The following is a 19,229-nucleotide window of genomic DNA, read 5'->3' as shown; positions in this document are numbered from 1 at the left end:
TCGGCCTGGGTGATGAAGTAAGTGGATGTGTAATTTTCTGTGGCTCCGGGAAGCATATTCGAAATATTTTCATTCAACCCTGTCAGCGGGTCGGTTACCGAAACACTGGTCAGTTCAACATTGCCGGTATTTTCTACTTCAATGGTGTATATGATTTCTTCCCCTGCTGAGTTGAATGTGGCCGGCGAGGCGGTTTTGGTGATTGACAAGGCTGGCTGCTGGCTGCCGGTTACCGTTTCACTATCGCTATCACTCATGCTCTGCAAATCGCCGTTCCCGTCGGTGTAGTTGCCGGTTACATTCGCAGTATTGGTGTAAAAACCGGCATCAACATCAGCCTGTATAACTTCATAGCTCGATGAGTAAATCCATGCCTCTCCTACCTCGAGTGTATCGTTAGCGTTGGCATCTCCACTCTGATAGGTAGGGCCATTAGTGGCTCCGGCATCGGCTACCGAAAGAGTATAAATATCATCTGTACCTGAGTTTTCAATTGTAATTTCATACGTTATCTCATCACCAACATCGGTAAAAGCGAAAGGATCAGGCACAGTACTGTTGATCATTGTAGCTGTTTTTGTTACTGTAAGTTGCGCCACCTGAGCGTCATAGTTCAAAACCAGTTCTTTTTTGATGCCTCCCCGGGCTGGTAAAAGAAAGGTAAATAGAAAAATTACCATTAACCACATATTAAATGAGTTGATGGTAATATTGAATCTAAAAAAAACAAATTTGAGAAAACCCAAACCGGATTGAAGATATGCATTAACCCCCGAAGTGCATTTTCCTGTTGAGTGTGTTTCCATACTACATATATTAATCTTATTTTAAAGCAGTTAAAGAAGTAAAACAAAAATTAAATGATGATAATTTATTATCATAAAGTCGCTACAAAAAATAGTTTCGACAATAATCATCACTTTCAGTATGTAAATTACAAAGAAAAATTCAAAAGGCCAATCAAAAGTTGGAAGACATTCATACCTGTTAGTCCGAATCAGATAGATTGGCAGTCCTGATTAAATAGATATTGTCTTATTGCCAAAGTAAAAATCGGCTCGAAAAAATCAATTTGGGTTTTTAAATGCAAAAACTTATTTTCGAAAACAATGTGAAAGTGAACATAAATTGGCATCGTCCGGAAGTACACTTCAAAAATGAAACTTCACATAATAAATTTGTATTGACACTGAAATAATATACCTGGTAATCAGGCTAATTGCTCACACCAGAAAAAATTCTAAAACTCCGGCAATCCCTCTTTCCACTCTTCAAAAAGATACTCCAGTTCTTCTACTTTTCCCGGATATTTTTCTACCAGGTTGTTGGTTTCTGTAGGATCGTTTTCGAGGTTGTACAAATCCCAGGAATTTCCCCGGCCTTCTTTTACAATCTTCCAGGAATTGAAATAAGCCGCCTGGCCGTCGCTCCATTCCCAGAAAATGGGATTTTTTCTTTCGGTTTCTTTTCCTCTGAATACTGGCAACAAGCTTTGCCCCTGCATAGGCGTAATCTGCTGTCCATTAAACACCTGCGGGTATTCAGCACCAGTAAGATCGACAAAAGTAGCCATGAAATCGATGAAATGTCCGGGAAAATCCGAAAACGAATTTGGCTCTATTTTTCCTGGCCAGTAAGCGATAAACGGTGTATTGGTGCCACCTTCGTAGCTGTAATTTTTGTAATACCTGAAAGGCGTATTACTTACGTTAGCCCAATCCGGTCCGAGTGATGTCCATCGTGTCATTGAACCAATTTCGCCGGAATCGTCGGGCAGCAGCACTACCTCAGCCGAGGCACCGTTATCGGAAACAAAGAGTATAAGCGTGTTTTCATCTTCTCCGGTTTCACGCAATTTTTTCAGTACTTTTCCTATGTTCTGGTCCATCCGATCAATCATGGCAGCATAAACTTCCATTTTACGGATTTCATCCTCCCTGACGGAATCGCTTAAATTCCCCCATTCATCATAACTTGATTCAGAGAGGCGATAATTTTCGTCAATCAATCCCATTTCAATTTGTTTTTGATATCGTTTTTGCCGGATCGCTTTGTAACCTTCGTCATATTTATCTTCATATTTGGCGATATCTTCGGGCCAGGCCATCAAAGGATCGTGCGGTGCGGTGTAGGCAAGGTACAGGAAAAAAGGATTTTCATCGTTTTTATATTCATCGAGCCAGTCGAGCGCATAATTGGTAAAATAGTCGGTGGTATAAAAATCCTCTGCATCGGGAGTGTAGGGATGAAACATCACACTGTCGATACACCACCAGCGCTTTCTTTTATTGCCGGGCGTTCCTTTCCGCGCCGGGGCACCTTCGCCGGGTAGCTGATTGCCGGGATTGAAATAGTTGCATGCGCCATCTTTCAATCCATAATACCGATCGAATCCGCGGGAAACAGGATTTTCCAGTCCATGATGTTTTCCCGACCAGAGGGTACGGTAACCGGCAGTTTGCAACACCTCACCCAAAGTTACCGCATTGGTTATCGGATTGCGGTGATGTTGATGGTAATTGCTCTGCTGTGCGTAAACGCCGGTTAATAGACATGCCCGTGATGGGAAGCACTTCGACGTGTTGTGAAAACGGGTAAAACGCATTCCACCCTCTCCCAGTTTATCGAGATTTGGTGTTTGCACCTCGCTGCCGTAACAGCCAATATCGCTCCAGCCCAAATCATCTGCACTAATGAGAATTATGTTTGGTTTCCCGGCAGTTTCAGGCTTTTTTTCACAGGCGTAAAACAGGATTGTTAAAAATAAAAACAAGGCAAAGATTGAAAATGGTTTCATTTAGTTTTGTTTTAGTTTCAAGTGAAAAATAGTTTTCCCAGGCAATGGTCTATGCTTTATAGTTTTGTAGAATAACCTGGTTAATCAGGCATCAATTCCCTCATCTTCTCCTCTTGTTCTGTTGTCCAGTAGCCGCAGTTCAGGTTGATGAAAACTGAAGAGTACGGAATTAAAAAATTGGTTTTCAACACCAACACCTGATAAAGTTCGGCAGCCTCATCAATTTGGGCAATCATTTTTTCGTGCAGCACTTTTTCCACTTTTTTGTCCCGGAGCATTTGCTGCAGTTGGCTTCTGAACCGCTCCATTCCGGGTGCTTCTTCCCCGGGAACATAATCAATTTCCGTGTCGAGATAAATTTCAGGCGTAACATGCGGGGCCTTTTCGGCTGCTGCCAGAACTTCGGCTATAACTTCGAGATGATCCGCTCCGGTAACCACAGTTTTAACTGCCGGATTACTTTGTAACGGATAGGCTGCATCCACTACCAGGATCCAGTTTCGGTGCCCGAATAACTGAAGTTGTTCTTTTAACTCACTTTTCCAGTTGGAATCAACGGCCTGAGCCAGGACAGGATGACTTAAAGCAGTAAAAATAATGAAGACTAAAAGCAGTTGTACATTTTTTGAATAGTTCATAACTAAAGCTTGAATTGGTAAACTGGTTTGATAAGTTATAAAAATAATACAATGCAGCTTTCAAAAAAAATAAATTAGCGCTCTTCTTCATTAAAATGCTGACTTTATCTGGCATTCTAAATATAAATTTACATTTTTGAAGCCAACCAATTAATTGCTGTTTTTGAAAACGATTCAGAATATATTATCTGATTTCCCGGCGGTGTCGTTAGAGGAGGCACAAGAAGTTAAACTGATGAACCGGATAGACCGGAAATACTGGTTTCATCTTTCACTTTTGCCACAGCTTTTAAAAGAGCTGAAACCCTTTTGCGATGTTTTGGAGGTGGAGGGGAAGAGAGTTGTTCAGTACCAAACCACATATCTCGATACCGACAATAATGAAATGTACATTAATCACCACAATGGGAAACTGGCACGTTTCAAAGTCAGACGGCGAAAATATGAAACGTCGGAAACAGGTTTTTTCGAGATAAAAAGGAAAACCAACAAAAAAGTCACAAAAAAGAGAAGAATAGAGACCGAATTCAGCCGGAACGGGTTAATGCCTGAAGAATGTGAATTTATTGAAAAGAACTCACCGTATGGAAATTTAAACCTGCACCCCGCCCTCTCCAATAAATTTTACCGGATTACCCTCATCACAAAATGCAGAAAAGATCGTTGTACTATAGATTTTTATCCACGTTTTTGGAACAAAAATGGCGAGGTTGAATTCAGAAATCTCGTAATTTTTGAACTGAAGCGCGGTTCAAGGTTAAACGATTCGCCTGTTGTTTCTGTAGTAAAAAAACTGGGCATCAGACAAAGAGGTTTATCGAAATACTGTACCGGAAGGGCTTTATTAACTCCCGGATTAAAAAAGAACGCTTTTAAATCCAGGCTTCGTTTTCTGGAAAATAAACTTAATAACATAAAAACCATTTAAATGCTACAATTTCTATCCATTGAACCTGATCAAATTGACCTTTTAACCAAGCTTGCGTTACGGTTTGCCTTTAACCTGGCTTCAACGTTTATTATTGTGGTGCTGCTTTATGCACGCATCAGCAAACGAAAAGAGTTTTATTTCAGCTATTTTGCCATAAGCATTGCTGTTTTTCTGCTTGTATTTTTACTCGAAAGCGTAAAAGTTGAGCTGGGATTCGCCCTTGGTCTTTTCGCTATTTTTGGCATCATCCGCTACCGCACCGATGCCATACCCCCAAAAGAGATGACGTACCTTTTTATTATCATCGCAGTTTCGGTAATCAACGCACTCTCAAAAGATTACTTCAGTTACATAGAACTCACTTTTGTAAACCTGCTGCTTGTTGGAGCTTTGTGGGCACTGGAAAAAATCCTGATGATGCGCCAGGAGAACTCGATGTTGGTGGTGTACGAAAAAATTGAAAACCTGCACAGCGACAGGGAAAATGAATTAATAGCCGATTTGGAAGAACGGACAGGCGTTAAAGTAAAACGCTATCAAATAGAAAACATAGACTTTTTGCGCGACACAGCCCGAATTACATTATTTTTTGAAAACAACGGCCGTTCAAAAAGAGAAATTAATTAACCATATAAAATGAAAAAAGTTCTGATTTTGGTTGTACTGGCCACATTGCTCAGCAACCTGAAACTTACAGCCCAAACCGAAAATTTTAACACCTGGATTGAAGTAGAATTTGCCAAAGAATTTCTGGACAAACTCGAAATCAGCATCTCACCAGAATTAAGACTGGAAGACCAATACAAAGTGGACGAATATATGGTGCAAGGAAAACTCAGCTACGAACCGTTTTCATTTCTTGATTTGGCCGGGGCATACCGCATCAACACAGAGGTAAAAAACAAAGGCAACGAAACCTATTACCGCTGGGCATTCGATGCTCAGTTGAAAAGAGATTTCAACCGGTTTGAAGGTTCGGTGAGAGGCCGCCTGACCAACTACACCGACTCGAGCGAAGAAGACCCCGGCACCTATTTCAGGCCACGTGCAAAAGTGGAATACGATATTAAAAACAATAAAATTGAACCGTTTGTCAGTTACGAGCTTTACAGAAATACAACTGAAGCCGAGTGGCATAAATCAAGGTTCGACGTGGGTTTTACACGCGACATCGGCGACCTGCACCGCATTGGGCTATTTTACCGGCTGCACAATTATTTCAGTGACAAAACTTCAGTGCATATTCTTGGAATTGAATACCGGTTGAAATTCTGATTTCAGCCAATCAGGTTTTGTTGATTTTTACTCCGTTTTTTATCTTCTTTCAATTCACACTGTTTTTCATGAGTGAATTCAGAATATCAGCCTGGAAAATATCGGAATAATCGATTGAAAGTTCCTCGTTATTAACAAAATCATAAAGCGTCATTTCCCTGATTTCATAGTAATACTCCCAGTATTCTTCCAGCTCTTCAAAATAATCTTCGCGTGCTGAATTTTTCCGGTTCTGTGCTGAATTCAGTTTAATAATATCGATCTCACCATCCATGTAACGCTGCTGGGTCACATCGTACATCATTTGGGCAAGCGTATCGGCCTTGGCTGCTCGTTCCACGAGTTTTTTCTGCATGTTAAACTCTTCCACAGTTCTTCTCACATTCTCGTCAAAATCAATTTCTTCCTGCTCCATTCTGGCCATCACTACCTCCTGATTGCTTTGAGCCAGTTTGTACCGTTTTTTCGACAGTCCCCAGTCAATAATCGGAATATTCATGCTCACCCGCACCCGCTGCTGATTCTCCAAATCCTGGTAAACACTACGGATGCGGTTATCATCTGAGGTTTGGTTCAGTCCCATGCTGACGCTTAAATCGGCACTGTAGCGCGATTTTTTGGCTTCTTCCACACTCCGTTCAGCATAAAGCCGGTTGAGCCTGATATTCAGAATATGGGGGTTGTTTTTTCGGGCCATTTCAATGGCAAGTTGATCATCGATATCAATCTCGTAAATTTCGTCAGGTGGAATAAGTTCCACATCCAGACTTTTATCCATCCGTAAAAAAGAGAGCAAACGGGTTTGTGATCGCCTGAAGCGCGATTCAGCTCTTTCGAGGGCGCTGCTTGCATCCATTAAACTAAGTTCAAGCGAATAGATATCTTCAAGCGAAATTGAATCTTTCTCCTTGCGCCTCAATCCATCGTTGTATAAAGTTTCTGCATTTGTAAAATCGTTTTGAGCTATCCTCAGTTCTATCTGGGCAAACAACATTTCAAAGAAGTAATAAATTGTGTTATCCGCAATTTCCTGCGATGACTGGAAAAATTCCTTTTTCGAACGTTCAAATTCAACAGGCTCGGTTTTTTTCTCCCATTTAAACCAGTTGAAATCAAATAAGTCTTGCCGCAGCCCAATGCGTATTGGGGTTGAAGAATACTCGATTTTTCCGCCAATATTGTGTATCCTGCCTAAATCGGAATCGATATAAATTCGTCCGCCTGTAAATGGTATATTTTGGGTTAAGGATAAATTAGCATACGAATTCAACGATTCATTCTGAATAAACTGGTACTCCTCCTCCTGCGAATTGTACTCCTCACGAACAGCCCTTTCGTAATTAAAAGGTGTGGCCTCTAAACGAAGCGTGGGCAAATAGTCGGCCTGGTAGGTACGAAAGTCCCAGTAATCAGATAAGTATTCATTTTTTTCAATAAATGCCCGTAACGAGCTATCCTGTGCAACAGCAATAGCTTCGTTTAAAGTAAGTTCTATTTCCCGGGTGTTTTGCTGGGCTGAAGCAATCTGAAAAATAAACAAAAACAAAAAGCTGGTAATAATAATTTTAAAACTTCTCATCTGATTAAAATTTTATATTCTATTGTTAAACTAACACTTCTGTTTCTAAAGATTGAGAATAAAAACCAACCTTTAACTTGCTTTAAATACCTTTCTCAAACAGAAATTTTTTGCATACAAAGCAAAATATAGAAATTTTTAATCGTGAGGGGAAATTTTTTGATAAAAACCCCGGGAATTTAACAGATTTATTAGATCTCAAAACCTTATCAGTAAATTCCTTATCATATGCTATGGAAATACATTAAAAATTGAATTTAAGGGAAAACTCGCAGAGCTGAAGGTTACGGTAAGGAAGTACTATAAATCCGTCCAGCGGTTTGGAACCGCTTGACGGATCAAAAAAACCGGCCACTTTTCAGCAACCGGTTTCTGTCTCTTTATCTAATGCCGGACTTGGCCCCGAAGGGATCGCTATGCGAAAAATCCGGCTCCCATTCTCTCCCCTTGCCTGTCCGGCTGAACAGACGGAGGGAGGTTAGGAGGGGCTTTATAGTTTCTCTTTCACCAAACCAGGAATTTCATTTGGCTCTTTAGCCACCGGAACATCGGCTTCGTTGAATGCTTTTACTTTTTCTTCGGCAGTTCCCGAACCGCTGGAAATAATGGCTCCGGCATGCCCCATCCGTTTTCCTGGAGGCGCTGACTGTCCGGCAATAAAGGCCACCACCGGTTTGGTCATTTTTTCCTTGATGAACTTAGCAGCCTGTTCTTCAGCATCGCCGCCGATTTCACCAATTAAAACTACGGCATCGGTTTCCGGGTCGTTTTCGTACATCTCGAGCAGGTCGATGAAATACAATCCTGAAACTGCATCTCCGCCAATTCCCACGCAGGTGGATTGTCCCAAACCTTCTTCGGTGAGCATATTTACCACTTCGTAGGTCAGGGTTCCCGAACGTGAAATCAGGCCCACATTCCCTCTTTTGAAAATCATTCCCGGCAGAATACCGATGAGGCACTCATCAGGAGTAATCAGCCCAGGGCAGTTGGCGCCTACCAGTTTGGTACCGTTGCGTTTCAGCACAGGTGTTACTTTCATCATGTCCTGAACCGGCACGTGCTCGGTGATACATACCACCAGTTCAACGCCGGCATAACTGGCTTCCAGGATTGCATCGCCGGCAAAAGGAGCCGGAACAAAAATCACAGAAGCGTTGGCGCCTGTTTCTTTCACCGCTTCTTCCACGGTATTGAATACCGGCACACCATCCACATCGGTTCCGCCTTTGCCTGGAGAAATACCGCCTACAATGTTGGTTCCGTAGGCTTTCATTTTGCTGGTGTGGAATCCACCGTCACGACCGGTGATTCCCTGTACAATTAACTTTGTATCTTTATTTATCAGTATACTCATTCCTAATAACTTTGAACTTTAAACTCGAAACTCCGAACTACTTCTTACTTAACTCAATGGCTTTTTTGGCCGCTTCACTCATGGTTTTCACCGTTGGCAAACCGTATTCGGTAATAATTGCCTGTCCCTCTTTGGCGTTGGTGCCCGACAAACGAATCACAATCGGGATGTCGGTTTTAATCTCGTCGAGCGCGGTTACCAAACCCTTGGCTACATCATCGCAACGGGTAATGCCGCCAAAAATATTGATCATCACTGCTTTTACGTTTTTATCGCTCAGCAGGATATTCATGGCATCCACCACTTTTTGCGGGTTGGACGAACCGCCGATATCGAGGAAGTTGGCCGGATCGCCGCCATACAGTTTAATCATATCCATGGTAGCCATTGCCAGTCCGGCGCCGTTTACCATGCAACCAATGCTGCCGTCGAGTTTTATGTAGGACAATCCTTTTTCGTTGGCATCGATTTCCTTTTTCTCGTCTTCGTTTACCTCGCGCATTTCAAGAATTTCGGGTTGACGATAGAGTGCATTGTCGTCGAAATTCATTTTCCCGTCGATAGCCAGCACCTTTTTATCCGGTGTAAGCACCAGCGGATTGATTTCAGCCAGCGAAGAATCGGTAGCCACATACAGCTTGTACAATTTTACAAGAATAGCAGCTGCCTGGCGCATCTGTTTCGGATCGTCGAACAGTTGCAGGGCTACTTTCCGTGCCTGCCAGTCCATCAGTCCCATGGTAGGATCAATGCTCAGTTTGATGATTTTCTCGGGCGAGGTTTTTGCCACCTCTTCAATTTCCACGCCGCCTTCGGCACTGGCCATCAGCGTAACCGACTTGGTATTGCGGTCGTTGACCAGGCCAACGTAAAATTCCTTTTCAATATCGACAGCATCGGCCACCATCACTTTTTCAACGGTGAGACCTTTGATGTCCATACCAAGAATTTCTTTGGCTTTTTCAACGGCTTCGGCCCTGGATTTTGCCAGTTTCACACCACCGGCTTTTCCGCGGCCACCAGCATGAACCTGCGCTTTTACTACCCGCAACTTGTCATCGTTGGGTACATTTTTCTCAACTTCTTCTACCGAATGGCAGACAACTCCATCCGGCACAGGAATCCCGTACTTCCTGAATAAATTTCGGGCTTGATATTCGTGAATCTTCATTTTAAATAATTAGTTGTATTGAAGTGAATTTTCGGCCAAAAGTACCAAATATTTAATAATCCAGAACTATCTATATGTCTCTTTTTTTTATGAGATTTTACAGGTGGCCCTTTTGTTCCCGCTTCAATATTTCGTTTCTTATAAATATTATATTAATGGTAACCTATCAACATAAAAATTGTTGACCTCTCCGCTTTTTCATGTAAATTTGCACAAAAATTTAAAAGAATGGAAGAAATTATCCGGAAGGTTATTGAGCACGAAGCCCGTGCCATCCAAAATATACCGGTAACCAAATCATACGAAAAAGCAGCCGAACTTATTTTTGAACAGGTGCATGAGAACAATGGAAAACTGGTAGCGAGCGGAATGGGAAAAGCTGGCCAGATTGCCCAGAACATTGCCACCACGTTCAGTTCAACCGGAACTCCTGCTGTTTTTCTGCACCCCAGCGATTCGCAGCATGGCGATTTGGGTGTGGTGCAGGCCAACGATGTGTTGCTGCTGATTTCCAATTCAGGGAAAACCCGCGAAATTCTGGAGCTGGTGGAGCTGGCTGAAAACCTGCATCCGGGACTGCCACTCATTGTTATTTCGGGAAACCCCGACAGTGTGCTGGCAAAAAATGCCGATTCGTTTATTTCTACCGGCAACCCGGATGAAGTCTGCCCGCTGGGACTAACTCCCACTACTTCCACCACTGCCATGACTGTAATTGGCGATGCACTGGTGGTATCCCTGATGACAAAAATAAAATTCACCAGCCAGGATTACGCCAAACGCCACCATGGTGGCTACCTGGGCGACAAATCAAGATTACAGGCACGGATGAAGAAGTGAACAGTGATCAGTCACAGTTGGCAGTTGCAGCAGGTGGTTTCGATTTGAAAAATGAATTCGTTCCCCCAGGCCCTAAAGGAAGCAAATTCATTTTGAATTGCAGAAATAGGATTTTTTCTTCACCTTTTAGGGACGGGGTAAAAGAAAAAATCCAAATATTAAAAATATAAAACACTTTTACAATGCGAATCACAAAAGAAAACACAACAGGACTGATTATCGATATCCAGGAGAGACTGTTCCCGGTGATGTGGAAAAAAGAAAAGTTGCTGAAAAACACCACAATGCTTGTTAGCGGACTGAATGAACTCGGGATTCCGCTGGTGGCAACCCAGCAGTACACCAAAGGTTTAGGAGAAACACTACAGGAAATAAAAACAGCGGTGCCGGAATTTGAATACATCGAAAAACGGGATTTCAGCTGTTGCGACGAGCCTTCGGTTCTTGAAAAGCTGAATTTGTCTGGCACCCAACATGTCATTATCTGCGGCATCGAGTCACACGTTTGTGTATTGCAAACCGCCATTGACTTGAAAGAGGCCGGAATGAACCCGGTGGTTGTAATGGATTGCGTTTCGTCGCGCTCGCCGGAAAGCATTAAACTCGCCAAAGAACGCTTCCGCTTCGAGGGAATTATGATGACTTCTGCCGAATCCATCCTTTTTGAACTCACCCGTTCATCGGCAGCGCCTGAATTCAGGGCCATTTCAAAACTGGTGAAATAGAGCTGCCGGTTAATTGTTTGTAGTTTGTTAAAAAAGATTCAGCCCGTTATAGCCGATTCGCTTATAAAAGCCATAATTTGCGGGCCTGAAATCAATCTGAAAAATCAAAATCAAAATGAGCGGATTCTTTGGCAACATTGCAAAAACCGACGTAGTATTTCCGGTATTTTACGGAACCGATTACCATTCTCACCTCGGCACAAAACGGGCCGGAATGGCTTTTTACAATAAGAAAACAGGATTCCAGCGGGCAATTCACAGCCTGGAAGACGGCTATTTCAGGACCAAATTCGAAGACGATCTCAAACATTTCGAAGGGAACAGCGGAGTTGGTGTCATCAGCGATACTGAGGCGCAACCGCTTGTAACCAACTCGCACCTGGGAAAATTTGCCATTGCTACTGTGAGCAAAATTGTAAATGCCGAAGAACTCGAAAAGGAGTTCCTCGACGGCCACCGCACATTTTCAGAAACCAGCCAGGGAAGCGTTAACCCCACGGAGTTAATCGCTATGCTCATTGCCGAAGGCCACGATTTTGTTTCGGGAATTGAAAACGTCTTCAGCAAAATAAAAGGTTCCTGTTCCATTCTGATCCTTACAGAAAATGAAATTATTGCCGCACGCGACAAGCTGGGACGCACGCCGGTTGTCATTGGCAAAAATGGTAACGGAATTGCCGTGGCATCAGAAAGCTGCTCATTTGCCAACCTCGATTATGAGATAGACAAATACATTGGCCCCGGCGAAATTGTGCGCATCACTGCCGACGGAGTTGTTCAGCTACGTGCCCCCGAAAAAGAGATGCAGGTTTGTGCGTTCCTGTGGGTATATTACGGTTATCCGCCCTCGTATTACGAAGGCATTAACGTGGACGAAGTGCGCTACCGCTGCGGTGCGGCGCTGGCAAACAACGACGATGTGGAAGCCGACTTTGTGGCCGGAATCCCGGACTCGGGCGTCGGTCATGCCATGGGTTACAGCAACGAACGGCAAATTCCGCTCACCCGCCCGTATGCAAAATATACCCCTACCTGGCCGCGGAGTTTTATGCCGCAAACCCAGGACAAACGCGATTTGGTAGCCAAAATGAAACTGATTCCAAATCCGGCACTGATTAAAAATAAAAGCGGCGTTTTTCTCGACGATTCCATTGTTCGGGGTACGCAACTGAAAGACAACACCCGCGATTTGCACGCCGAAGGAATCAAAGAAGTACACATGCGAATAGCTTGTCCGCCACTCACCTACCCTTGCGAATTCCTCAATTTTTCACGTTCGCGAAAATCAATTGAGCTGGCCACCCACACAGCCATCAACCAGCTAAAAGGAACCGAGGAAGTGGATTTGAAAAAATATTCAGATCCCGAATCGGAAGAGTACAAAGAAATGGTGGAAAGAATCCGGAAAAACCTGGGACTGACGAGCCTGAAATTTCAGAAGCTGAATGATTTGGTGAACGCCATCGGGCTTCCAAAAGAAAAATTATGCACCCACTGCTGGGATAAAAGCAGCCACTTTAAAAAATAATTATGCTTGATATTTGTGCCATCGCCTCGGGGAGCAACGGAAACTGCTACTACATTGGCAATGAAAAAGATGCCATTTTGATTGATGCGGGTATTTCGTGCAAACAGATTTTATTGCGGATGGAATCGAAAGGCCTCAATCCCAAAAAATTGAAAGCTGTTATTATTTCGCACGAGCACAGCGACCACATGCGGGGAGCGCGTGTGCTGGCCAAACGCCTGAACATTCCGGTATGGATGACTGCCAAAACCTACTATGCAACCTACAAAAACATGCAGCCTGCTTATCCGCAGTTTTTTGCTCCGGGAAGCGAACTGAAAATCGGGAAATTTACCATTCATCCATTTCTGAAAAACCACGATGCCGCCGAGCCGTGTTCATTCAGAGTGGAATATTCCGGGAAAAATATCGGGGTATTTACCGATATTGGCGAACCGTGCGAAAATGTAATTTCCCATCTCGGGCAGTGCGATGTGTTGTTCCTCGAAACCAACTACGACGAGCAAATGCTGACTAACGGTCCCTACCCTTTCTTTCTGAAACAGCGCATTTCCTCATCCGTAGGTCATTTGTCGAATATCCAGGCAGTGGGATTACTGGAAACACATGGTGGAGCAAATCTGAAATGTGTTTTTTTGAGTCATCTTTCAGCCGAAAACAACACACCTGAACTGGCACTTTCATCGTTTGAAAAACTGGGAACAAAATATGATATCCGGCTGACTTCGAGACATGAGGCAGGGGAAGTATTTGTAATCTGAAAACTCAACCTGCGAAAGACCAACTATTCCACCAGCCATTCGTAATAATTATCAGAAGAAATCACTTGAAACTCTGCTTCCGGATAATTCTTTTTCCAGGCTACCGGGATTTTAGCATTTCTTTTTAACCATTTAAATTCATAAGCAAACAAATTCCCCCCTCGTTCTTCAATTAAATCTATTTCCTGTTGATCGTATGTGCGCCAAAAATAATTGTTAACTAACACCGACTCCTGGGACTGATATTTAAGTCTTTCAGCAATCATGTAGTTTTCCCAAAGCATTCCTGAATCATTTCTTAAATTTAGTGGATTCAGGTTGGCGATAATTGTATTTCGTATCCCATTATCGTAAAAATACCATTTTGAACTTTTAGTAACCTCTTTTCTTAAATTCCGGCTAAATCCTTCCATTTTAAAAAGGATAAAAACCTTGCTCAACAAATCGAGGTATCTTTCTACCGTATTTTTGCTCATTGAGAGTTGTTTGCCTAGTTCCTGTAATGAAACCTGACTTCCCACCTGAAATGCAATCAGACGCAAAAGGTTTATTATTTTAGATGCGTTTTTAATGTTTTCGAATACAAGAATATCCTTCAGCAGATAGGAGTTAATGATTTCTTTCAGGTATCCTTGTTTTTGAGAGATATCTTTTAAATGGATCAATTCAGGGTAATTACCAAAAATCAAACGTTGTTTAAGCCGATCTCTTCTGCTGGTGAGATTTTCCTCAGTTTGTCTGAATTCTTTTTCGCTAAAAGGGAAAAGTGTATAAGTGATTTTACGGCCGGTTAGTGGCTCGCCTGTTGTATTATTGAGATCGAACGCGGAAGAACCGGTTACAATAATTTTTATATCAGAAATCGAATCTACAATCAGTTTTAATTTATTACCAATTTGAGGAACTTTTTGTGCTTCATCAATAATTAATAGTTTATGATTACCAAGAATCTGACGATAATACTCTGCTGTCTGAGGTTCAAATAATCGGTGTGTTTCAAAATCTTCCCCATTAAAAAAAAGATAAGGTTCTTTCAACTTCTTTATCAGTTGATTCAACAAATATGTTTTGCCTACTCTTCTGGCTCCAACTATCACAATTACCTTATTTGGTGCAATGTGACGTTCCAGATTTTTTTGTAATTCGCGTATAATTTTCATAAAACAGCTGCCTTATTGACGCAATTTAGCAAAAATTGGTCAATTACAAAACTGTTTTTGCATTTATTTGATAGTTTAGATTTATTAATTTGATTTCACTAATTCCGCAAAAAGAGGTCAAAATATCAAATAAAAAAAGGATTCCCTCTTCTAACCTGTTTAATTCATGCGTTTAGTTTGATGTAGATGCGAGGCGTCGGAACCCGCAGACATAGTTATCTATTTCAAGGGTTTCGCAACGAAGCAGATGCATTGAAATAAACGCACTTGTGAAAAATATTTTTTATCCTTTTGTGTTCAACTGTTTGATTTAATGAACTTTAATAATGAAAAAAAATATTTTTCATGAATTAAACAGGCTAAAAAAGAAAGAATCCCTCTCTGTCAAAAATGACTGGAGTCTGTCAATTTTCTAATCTCTGCCTGCAAGTTTGGCGAGCAATCGTAAAATCTCCAAATAAAGCCAAACGAGTGTCACCATCAAACCAAAGGCGCCGTACCATTCCATATATTTTGGAGCGCCGGACTGCGAAGCACGGTCAATAAAGGAAAAATCGAGCACGAGATTGAGTGCGGCAACACCCACAACCACCAGGCTAAAACCAATGCTAAAAGTACCGCTGCCATGCAGGAAACTTAAATTGGCGCCAAACATACCGGCAATGAAACTAACAAAGTAAACCAGTGCAATTCCGCCTGTGGCAGCAACCACCCCGAGCATAAATTTGCGGTTTACCTTAATAATTCCGGAACGGTAAACAAACAGCATAATGGCAAAAACCGCCAGTGTTAATGCCACTGCCCGCACCACAATACCGGAATACATCGATTCAAACACGGCAGATAAACCTCCGAGTAACAACCCTTCGAAAACCGCATAAATGGGGGCAGAAATGCCGGAACTTTTGGGTCGAAAAATAGTAACCAGTGCGGTAATGAATCCGCCGATTCCACCTGCAAAAACCCATGGCATAACAGCTGAGGATGCTGCTTCGGGGTTGGTCACACCAAAAAACTTATTCCAGGTAAACATAGCCGCAGCCACTACCAGCAGCAACATTAAAGCAGTTTTATTAATGGTTCCGTTAACCGTCATTGCTTCTGAGGATGCAATGCTTTCACGTCCAAATCGTTTCTCGGTCAGAACCGGATTTGATGTTTTTGACAAATTTATCATAGCCGTAAAAAAATTTTCAAATTTATAATTTTGGTCAAATGCCTGAACAAAATATTTGCCAACAAGTTTGTTCCTGACAAGATTTCCGAAGTTAAAACCGCTTAATCGAATTGTTCACTAAAAATGGGATCAGAAAGTTCCTCAAACAACGATTCGCCAAAACGGATAGCCGTTTCGGAATCGGACAACTGCAGGTTTTTGGAAAGCTCGATGGTTTGCCGGTACAACATTTCTGACCGGTTGCCAAGGGCAATAATGGTGCGACGTAGTACCGTGTGTAATTTTGCATCTTTAGCCAGGGTGAGAAATTCCTCAAAAAATGGCTCAAACATTTCATCGATGGCATTTTTATCAGTTAGCGCCAGCCGGCCCGCCAAATGTATTCCCGTAAACCGCACCAAATGTTTTTTACCACGGCACCATTCCAGTGCTTTCACAAATGCAAACCGGGTTTTCCACCACAGATTGGCTGAGGCCTGCTCTACCATTTCAACGCTTTCAACGCTTTTGGTCCAAAAATCCATTTGCTCCTCGGTCACCTCATCCGGCTCGTCGAGTAACGTGGCCAGAATCATGGTTTCGCGCCACTGTTTGTTCCACAGTTTCAGTGCCAGCAGATGACTGGGGTTAAAAGAACGGGCAATTTCACGTAATTCGACAACCGACACCCCCCAGTTTAATTTATATTGAATGCCATGCGCTTTCATTGTGCGTGAAACATCGCCGTTTTTACGCAATTTTATCCGTTTTAGAATTTGTTGAAATTCATTCTCAGTATCACCATTATCGAGTAAAAAGTCCATATCGTAAAATCTATTTGTGCAAAATTAGTATAAATGCAGCTTTTGAGAAATCTGACTTAAAAGATTAAATTTGCCGAAACCGAATCGTAACTAAAAATTGTTTTTAAAAAAATACATCAATAATATTTCGGGGCTTCAGGTATTCCAACTGATTCGTTTTGGCACGTTACTGTTAATCAGCATTGTATTTGCAAAAAGTCATCTCACAACAGAATCAATAGGAAACTATGAGTTTTTTCTATTTATTACAGCTCTTTTCTGCTCGTTCTGGATAAATGGACTCATTCAGTCTTTTTTGCCTTTATATCGAAAAAATAAAACTTTTGACTCGTCTGCCACTAAATCGCCCGAGATTTTTAATGCGTTTATCCTGATTAGTTTTCTCAGCATCCTCACTATTCTGATTTTACTCATCTTCAAAGCACCAATTTCAGGAATCCTCGGCAGTTCGGGTTCAATTCCATACTTCAATCTTATTTTAGTTTATATTTTTTTTAGCAGTCCTTCTTTTTTGATAGAATACATTTATCTGCTAAAAAATCGGCCCGGTGAAATTTTGAGATATGGAATTATCACATTTACTGCACAATTCATATTCGTTTCGTTACCAGTATTTTTAGAATTTGACATTAAAACAGCGCTATCAGGATTAATAATTATTTCAATTATCAGGTACGTTTGGCTTATTATTCTTTTAAAAAAATACACCCTTTTTGCAATTTCATTTAACTTTATAAAAGAGCATATTCATTTTGCATGGCCATTAATTATCAGCACACTCGTGGGCAGTTCTGCCAGCTATGTTGACGGATTTCTTGTTCTAAATAAATTTGATGAAGCTACTTTCGCCATTTTCCGTTATGGGGCTAAAGAATTTCCGCTTGTTCTGTTAATGGCAAATGCCCTGAGCACGGCAATGATTTCAGAGTTTTCACAAAAAGAAAAACTGACCGGAGTATTGGTTAATCTGCGGAAAAGATCCGCCAATCTTATGCATTTGCTTTTCCCGGTAACTATATTTTTTTTAGTGTTCAGTCATTGGCTTTATCCAAAAATATTCAATCCGGATTTTGCTGAAAGCGCTGTGATTTTTAATATTTACCTGCTTTTAATAATTAGCAGACTGGTATTTCCACACACTATATTAATTGGCATGAAAAAAACAAATATTATAATGCATGCCTCTTTTTTAGAACTTGCTGTAAATGTACTACTTAGCATTATTTTTATCAATCTCTGGGGAATAAAAGGTGTTGCTTTTGCAACGGTAATTGCATTTGCTTTTCAAAAAATAGTTTGGTTGACGTATAACAAAAAAGTACTGGGTATATCCCCTAAAAATTATATCCCGTTAAAATCTCTTACAATATATTCTTTAATAACTATTGTGGTTTTCTGTTTAATGTACTAAAGCTTTTACCTGAGAAAATGAAAAACAAGAATTTTCCGAAAATATTAAAATGTATTTATTGTGAAAACAATTATCTGAAATTCAATGAAGAAAGGAATAGTTTGTTTTGTACAAATTGCAATCATGTATTTGTTGTCACTGACAATGTTCCGGTACTTTTACCTGAAAAAGAACTTACCGGCCAGTCCAAATCTGAAATACATGAAAAATTGGGAACTGACTTTAAATACATCGACCATTACCAGAAAGATGCTTACACCTCAGATTATTTTGCTGAACGAGACAGTGGAACTGAACATAGTGAAAGAAGAGTCAGGGAATATATTGCTTCTCACATTTCAGGAAAAAAAGGGCGAATACTGGATGTTGGTTGTGGAAAAGCCTGGGTGGCGGAATTGTTTTGCCCGCTGGGATTTGAAGTTATTTCCATGGATATTTCGTTAAGAAACACTTCTAAAGCTTTAAAAAAACATCCTTTTGAAAATCACCATGCAGTTGTTGCCGATGTTTTTTCACTGCCTTTTTTAAATAATACATTTGATTATATTATTGCTTCCGAAATTATAGAACATGTACAAAACCCTGCCACTTTTATTGAAAAACTGTTCAGTGTGCTAAAGCCCGGAGGAAACCTGATAATTACTACACCTTACAAGGAAAAACTTCAGTATTCACTTTGCATCCATTGCAATAATCCAACACCACTTCATGCCCACCTCCATTCTTTCGACGAAAAAGTTTTAACATCACTTTATATAAACAACGATTTAGAACAATGCAACTACCAGACATTCAGCAACAAAATACTCATTCACCTTCGCCTGCATAAAATTTTAAAGTATATGAACTTCAAAGTTTGGAAGGCCGTTGACATGTTGATGAATAGAATTTATTACGTCCCTGTTAGAATTTTAGTGAAATGGAAAAAAAAATTGTAGGTTTTTTATTTCAACAATATTACCTGTTTTAATTAAACAGGTTAAAACTGTTTTGGAAAAGTACGACCATTAAAAAATAATCACTTCAAATTTTTACATAATAATTTACATTATAAGTATTCACATTTTTCATTTATA

Annotated in this window: 18 protein-coding genes; 9 read left to right on the top strand and 9 right to left on the bottom strand. The window is 41.1% G+C overall.

Features of this window, described 5'->3' with window-relative positions:
• The 3 genes from BUC07_RS02395 to BUC07_RS02385 all read right to left on the bottom strand — a co-directional run.
• The coding region (locus tag BUC07_RS02395; RefSeq protein WP_175552445.1) for a DUF7507 domain-containing protein at positions 1-680 on the bottom strand (680 nt) is incomplete at its 3' end.
• 560 nt (positions 681-1,240) lie between these two features.
• Complete coding sequence (locus tag BUC07_RS02390) at positions 1,241-2,797, bottom strand: arylsulfatase (RefSeq protein ID WP_073164961.1); 1,557 nt, start codon at positions 2,795-2,797, stop codon at positions 1,241-1,243.
• Positions 2,798-2,877: 80 nt separating this feature from the next.
• Positions 2,878-3,435, bottom strand: a complete 558-nt coding sequence (locus BUC07_RS02385) for an RbsD/FucU domain-containing protein (protein ID WP_073164959.1) — start codon at positions 3,433-3,435, stop codon at positions 2,878-2,880.
• A 163-nt stretch (positions 3,436-3,598) separates the two neighbouring features.
• On the opposite strand from BUC07_RS02385, the gene BUC07_RS02380 reads away from it, so the two are divergent.
• Genes BUC07_RS02380 through BUC07_RS02370 form a run of 3 tightly spaced genes read left to right on the top strand, consistent with a single transcriptional unit; the run spans position 3,599 to position 5,641 of the window.
• Positions 3,599-4,363: a polyphosphate polymerase domain-containing protein gene (locus BUC07_RS02380; protein ID WP_073165020.1), complete on the top strand. Its 765-nt coding sequence runs from the start codon at positions 3,599-3,601 to the stop codon at positions 4,361-4,363.
• Positions 4,364-4,993 (top strand): DUF4956 domain-containing protein, encoded by a 630-nt coding sequence (locus BUC07_RS02375; RefSeq protein ID WP_073164956.1) that lies wholly within the window; start codon positions 4,364-4,366, stop codon positions 4,991-4,993.
• A 9-nt stretch (positions 4,994-5,002) separates the two neighbouring features.
• Complete coding sequence (locus BUC07_RS02370) at positions 5,003-5,641, top strand: DUF2490 domain-containing protein (RefSeq protein WP_073164953.1); 639 nt, start codon at positions 5,003-5,005, stop codon at positions 5,639-5,641.
• Positions 5,642-5,690: 49 nt separating this feature from the next.
• Here BUC07_RS02370 and BUC07_RS02365 read toward each other — a convergent pair whose 3' ends face one another.
• The 3 genes from BUC07_RS02365 to sucC all read right to left on the bottom strand — a co-directional run bounded on the left by BUC07_RS02365 (position 5,691) and on the right by sucC (position 9,748).
• Positions 5,691-7,220, bottom strand: a complete 1,530-nt coding sequence (locus BUC07_RS02365; RefSeq protein WP_073164950.1) for a TolC family protein — start codon at positions 7,218-7,220, stop codon at positions 5,691-5,693.
• Between the two features lie 490 nt (positions 7,221-7,710).
• Positions 7,711-8,577, bottom strand: a complete 867-nt coding sequence (sucD, locus tag BUC07_RS02360) for a succinate--CoA ligase subunit alpha (protein ID WP_073164947.1) — start codon at positions 8,575-8,577, stop codon at positions 7,711-7,713.
• Positions 8,578-8,614: 37 nt separating this feature from the next.
• On the bottom strand, positions 8,615-9,748 hold the full coding sequence (sucC, locus tag BUC07_RS02355) for an ADP-forming succinate--CoA ligase subunit beta (protein ID WP_073164944.1): 1,134 nt from the start codon (positions 9,746-9,748) through the stop codon (positions 8,615-8,617).
• 228 nt (positions 9,749-9,976) lie between these two features.
• On the opposite strand from sucC, the gene BUC07_RS02350 reads away from it, so the two are divergent.
• The 4 genes from BUC07_RS02350 (at position 9,977) to BUC07_RS02330 (ending at position 13,602) form a co-directional block, all read left to right on the top strand.
• Positions 9,977-10,588: an SIS domain-containing protein gene (locus BUC07_RS02350; RefSeq protein WP_073164941.1), complete on the top strand. Its 612-nt coding sequence runs from the start codon at positions 9,977-9,979 to the stop codon at positions 10,586-10,588.
• A gap of 182 nt (positions 10,589-10,770) precedes the next feature.
• Complete coding sequence (locus tag BUC07_RS02340; protein ID WP_073164936.1) at positions 10,771-11,313, top strand: isochorismatase family protein; 543 nt, start codon at positions 10,771-10,773, stop codon at positions 11,311-11,313.
• 115 nt (positions 11,314-11,428) lie between these two features.
• Positions 11,429-12,841 (top strand): amidophosphoribosyltransferase, encoded by a 1,413-nt coding sequence (locus BUC07_RS02335; protein ID WP_073164933.1) that lies wholly within the window; start codon positions 11,429-11,431, stop codon positions 12,839-12,841.
• Positions 12,842-12,843: 2 nt separating this feature from the next.
• Positions 12,844-13,602, top strand: coding sequence for an MBL fold metallo-hydrolase (locus tag BUC07_RS02330; protein ID WP_073164930.1), 759 nt, complete (start codon positions 12,844-12,846; stop codon positions 13,600-13,602).
• Between the two features lie 23 nt (positions 13,603-13,625).
• On the opposite strand, the gene BUC07_RS02325 is transcribed toward BUC07_RS02330, so the two are convergent.
• The 3 genes from BUC07_RS02325 to BUC07_RS02315 all read right to left on the bottom strand — a co-directional run bounded on the left by BUC07_RS02325 (position 13,626) and on the right by BUC07_RS02315 (position 16,742).
• Positions 13,626-14,762, bottom strand: coding sequence for an ATP-binding protein (locus BUC07_RS02325; protein ID WP_073164928.1), 1,137 nt, complete (start codon positions 14,760-14,762; stop codon positions 13,626-13,628).
• A 412-nt stretch (positions 14,763-15,174) separates the two neighbouring features.
• Entirely contained in the window at positions 15,175-15,939 is a 765-nt protein-coding gene (locus tag BUC07_RS02320; RefSeq protein WP_073164925.1) for a Bax inhibitor-1/YccA family protein, read from the bottom strand.
• 101 nt (positions 15,940-16,040) lie between these two features.
• Positions 16,041-16,742, bottom strand: coding sequence for a DNA alkylation repair protein (locus BUC07_RS02315; RefSeq protein ID WP_073164922.1), 702 nt, complete (start codon positions 16,740-16,742; stop codon positions 16,041-16,043).
• 97 nt (positions 16,743-16,839) lie between these two features.
• Between BUC07_RS02315 and BUC07_RS02310 the strand changes: the two genes are divergently transcribed.
• Entirely contained in the window at positions 16,840-18,153 is a 1,314-nt protein-coding gene (locus tag BUC07_RS02310; protein WP_073164919.1) for a lipid II flippase MurJ, read from the top strand.
• Positions 18,154-18,170: 17 nt separating this feature from the next.
• Positions 18,171-19,091 (top strand): methyltransferase domain-containing protein, encoded by a 921-nt coding sequence (locus BUC07_RS02305; protein ID WP_073164917.1) that lies wholly within the window; start codon positions 18,171-18,173, stop codon positions 19,089-19,091.
• Positions 19,092-19,229 lie beyond the last annotated feature (138 nt).

Source organism: Tangfeifania diversioriginum (genome assembly GCF_900141875.1).
GTDB lineage: Bacteria > Bacteroidota > Bacteroidia > Bacteroidales > Prolixibacteraceae > Tangfeifania > Tangfeifania diversioriginum.
The sequence above is the reverse complement of the archived record's forward strand: the minus strand, read 5'-3'. Positions and strand labels throughout refer to the sequence as shown.